4 protein-coding genes are annotated in these 3,815 nt (G+C 59.8%); 3 read left to right on the top strand and 1 reads right to left on the bottom strand.

Features of this window, described 5'->3' with window-relative positions:
- Positions 1 to 195: 195 nt before the first annotated feature.
- On the bottom strand, positions 196 to 837 hold the full coding sequence (locus Q7T84_RS16620; RefSeq protein WP_304811038.1) for a hypothetical protein: 642 nt from the start codon (positions 835 to 837) through the stop codon (positions 196 to 198).
- A 400-nt stretch (positions 838 to 1,237) separates the two neighbouring features.
- Between Q7T84_RS16620 and Q7T84_RS16615 the strand changes: the two genes are divergently transcribed.
- The 3 genes from Q7T84_RS16615 to Q7T84_RS16605 form a co-directional block, all read left to right on the top strand.
- Positions 1,238 to 1,483, top strand: a complete 246-nt coding sequence (locus Q7T84_RS16615) for a hypothetical protein (protein WP_304811036.1) — start codon at positions 1,238 to 1,240, stop codon at positions 1,481 to 1,483.
- 99 nt (positions 1,484 to 1,582) lie between these two features.
- The gene (locus Q7T84_RS16610) at positions 1,583 to 3,274 is read left to right on the top strand and encodes an AIPR family protein (protein WP_304811034.1); all 1,692 of its coding nucleotides are present in this window, start codon (positions 1,583 to 1,585) and stop codon (positions 3,272 to 3,274) included.
- Between the two features lie 102 nt (positions 3,275 to 3,376).
- A partial coding sequence (locus tag Q7T84_RS16605; protein WP_304811032.1) for an aldehyde dehydrogenase family protein occupies positions 3,377 to 3,815 on the top strand: 439 nt, incomplete at its 3' end.

The raw sequence follows: 3,815 nt of genomic DNA, 5'->3' as shown, positions 1-3,815 counted from the left end.
CTCTCCCCGCCGGGGAGAGGCCGGGTGAGGGGCCGCGCCGCCAGGCGCGACACGGCCGCGCCGAGACAGCTCAACCGCTGAAAGCCCCTCACCTAACCTCTCCCCAACGGGGAGAGGAACAAGGCCGCGCCACCCCAGGCCCTCCCCCTTCATGGGGAGGTGGATCGCCAAAGGCGCCGCCGGGAGGCCCGCCCCTCAGCCCACCGGCACGGCCTCATCCTCCCCGAACTTCTGGATGAACACATTGACCTGCGGGCGCCCGCCGCCCTCCCCGTCGCCGTCCTCGGCCTTGGGCCCGTACCGCTTGGGCGCCAGCCGGCCGGCCTGCCAGCGCGCGGCCTCGATCTTCACCCGCGCGGCATAGGCGGTCTCCGGCGTCGCGGCCTGGGCGATCTCCCAGACCTGATCGAACCGCCGGTGCGCCTGCAACATCCGCGCGCGCCGATAGGCGTCGGCGAACTGCGGATAGCGCTCGATCCAGTCGAACACCGTCTGCGACACCGGCAAGCCAGGCAGGTCGCACGCCTCGTCCAGCGTCATCCCCGCGACCAGCCGCTGACAGATCAGCCCCGCCACCTGCGGGTGATAGGTGGTCGGCCGCCCGCCGCGCGGATTGTGCCGCCCCTCCACCCGCGCCTGCGCCAGCCGCGCCCCGAAACTCGGATGCTGCAGCGACCAGGCCCGCACCGAGAACCTGCACGGCATCTCCGGGTCCCGGCAGATCCCCAGCAGGGTCTCCCCCGCCGCGATCCGCTCGCAGATCACGCTGGCCAGCGCCAGGCTGTACCGATGCCAACGCCGCCGCGCCCCCGGTCCCGCCACAGGCAAATCGCTCATCGTCACCATCCTCGCACGCGCGGCCAGGCCCCCGCCCACGCAGCCCGCCGCGCCAACCTGGCGCGCGCAAAGCCGCAAGACGAACCACCCCGCCCTCGCCTCCAAATTTTCAGAAGATCAACCGGCCGCCCAACGGGCCGCGCGCGCACGCGCCAACCCAGAGCAAACCCAGAGCCAAACCAAACCAAATCCGCTCATCCCGGCGAAGGCCGGGACCCAGATCCTAGGGCGCCAGACTCAAAAGTCCGCCCGCGCCACGCCAGCCCTACGCCGGAACGCGCGGCGCGGAGAGCCGAGCCCCGCCACGTCCCACAACCCTGCCAGAATTCCCGCGAAGATCAAGAACAAATAAAGAACATTATGCTTGACCCAGCCCGCCAATCAGCGGCTTGCCATAGGCATGGCCAAAGAAACCGTCCACATCATCCAGGCTTACAAGCAAGGCCGAGGCAAGAGCCTCAAGGCCGAGCAACAGGTCGGCTGCGCCAACCCCGAGGAAGCCCGCCGCAAGGCCGAGCGCCTGGCCCCCCACCGCGCCGCCGTCGTCGCCTTCTCCGTCACCGCCGACACCGAGATGGGCGACTACGACGAGAACCCGACGATCCTGTTCCGCTCAGGCCCGCTGCCGCATCCGTTCGCGGAATGAGGGACTTACCACTCCCGACGCGGCTTCTGTCCGTCAGGCATTAACGTCTCGCCAGAATCTCCGCACAAGTGCAGGGGTTATGATCTGAGGGATGCCAAAATGAACGCCGCTGATCTCGAGTTCGCGTCGATGCTTGAACTCGTCAAGCCCTTTACTGATAAGGGAAGGCCGAGGTCGATTGCATTCCTAAATTGGTTCCTGGAACACATATATCGCCTAGATCAAGTCAGCGCAGAAGATGCGATTTGCGACAAAAATAATGATCGCGGCATCGATGGAATCTACGTCGATAATGAGCAGCTAGAAATACACGTCTTCCAGTCAAAGACAAAGCAAAACGGCACCCTTGGAGATAAAGACGTCCGTGAGTTTTCCGGGACGCTCAACCAGATTCGCACGAAAGATGCCTACGATCTTTTCATATCTGGAAAAGTCGATCAAGAAATCAAAGACAAGCTAAACAAAGTCAATTTTGGCGGACTTCTCGAGAGCGGCTACACTGTACGAGGTGTATTTGTTACAAACGCCGAATTTGATGCAAACGGGCGAGATATGCTCGCGAATGATCCAGCGCTTATTGGCTTCGGACGAGATGAGATCGCACAGGTCTACGTCGATCTTGGCGAAGACGCCGGCATTCGAGGAGAATATGAATTTCGCGCGGACGGAAAACCTCTTGTGCACCAAGCCGGACAAACGTCAAAAGTAGTCGTCTTCTTCGCGGAAGGAAAACAACTTTCAGAGTTGCCCGGAATCGCGGATGGAAGCCTATTTGAATTGAATGTTCGGCTCCCGCTTGGGAGCACCAAAGTTAACAAGGCAATTCAAGATTCATTGTCTGCTCAGGCCCAACATCAGAAATTTGCTCTATTTCATAACGGTGTAACGGTCCTAGCCGAAGAGGTTGAACTTGACGATGAACGAGTTCGGATCAAGAACTTCGTCGTCGTCAATGGTGCCCAAAGCCTCAAGCAATTCCACAGCGGCGCGGGCCGGATTACAGGCGACCTTCGAGTTTTAACGCGGATTATCGAGATTGGCGGAGATGCCGAACTGGCTCGCGAGATCTCGATAAACAGTAACAATCAGAACGGCATTAAGCCGCGCGATCTCCGGTCAAATGATAAACTCCAAGTTCGCCTCAAATCTGAATTCGAAACGATCAATTTTGAGGGCTATCGCTTTGACGTAAAGCGAGGTGCCGCTGGCGGAGATCGAGTCATATCGAATGAAGCCGCAGGCAAATTACTTCTCGCATTCGACCTCGACGAACCATGGTCCTGCCACCAAACTTACAAATTGTTTGATGAAAAATACAACGACCTCTTCGGACGCCCTGGAGTTGATGCATACCGAATAGTTCTTCTTCATAAGATCATGGAACGCATTCATGAGAATACGGAGTCGATTACCAATAGACCTTTTGCCACCTACGGCCTGACTCCCTTTGTCATTTTGGCTGCGGTAAAACGCTTGCTTTGCGCTTCAGACGCTGGCCGTGAACTCTGTAGAAATCCGAAACAAGCCTTCGATGATGGGCATCTGGAATGTGTTTTGGATGTCGTGAACGATCTATTGAAAGCTCTAATGATTGACGTAAATCACGAAATTGAAAGCGGCTCACTTCCAGACTACAAATCTGACCTCAAGAGCAAGACCAGCGTTGAGAAATTCCTTGGAGAACTAGTTCGAAGTTATCAAAAGGACCGTCTTCGCGGGAAGGTTGACGACATCGGCGATCGCTTGGTCGCCTGCAAGATCACCGACAGTGGGACGAAAAAGGCGGCCTAGGTTAGCAATGGGTGCCGTGGTCGTCTCGCGCCCCTCCCCTTCCATTCCCCCACGTAACCATCCGAACACTATCCGGATAAGATCCCCGGGGAGGACACCACCATGGAAGCTGCCGCCATGAACGCGCTGCTGGCTAAGCAGAAAGCCGCGCATCTGCGCGACGGGGCGCCGAGCGCCGCCCAGCGGATCGAGCGGATCGACCGGGCCATCGGCCTGTTGGTCGACAACGCCGGCGCCGTCGCCGATGCGCTGAACCAGGACTTCGGCTCGCGCAGCAAGGAGGCCAGCGCCTTCACCGACGTCGCCGCCTCCATCGGCCCGCTCAAGCACGCCCGCGCCCACCTGACCAAGTGGATGCGCCCGGAAAAACGCAAACCCACCCCGGCGATCCTGGGGCTGTTCGGCGCGAAGGCGGAGATTCGCTACCAGCCCAAGGGCGTGGTCGGGATCATCAGCCCCTGTAACTTCCCGGTGAACCTCACCTTCGCGCCGCTGGCCGGGGTGCTGGCGGCCGGCAACCGGGCGATGATCAAGCCCTCGG

The organism is Phenylobacterium sp. (genome assembly GCF_030654915.1).
In the GTDB taxonomy this organism is placed as follows: Bacteria; Pseudomonadota; Alphaproteobacteria; order Caulobacterales; family Caulobacteraceae; genus Phenylobacterium.
This window is presented reverse-complemented; position numbering and strand designations above follow the sequence as displayed.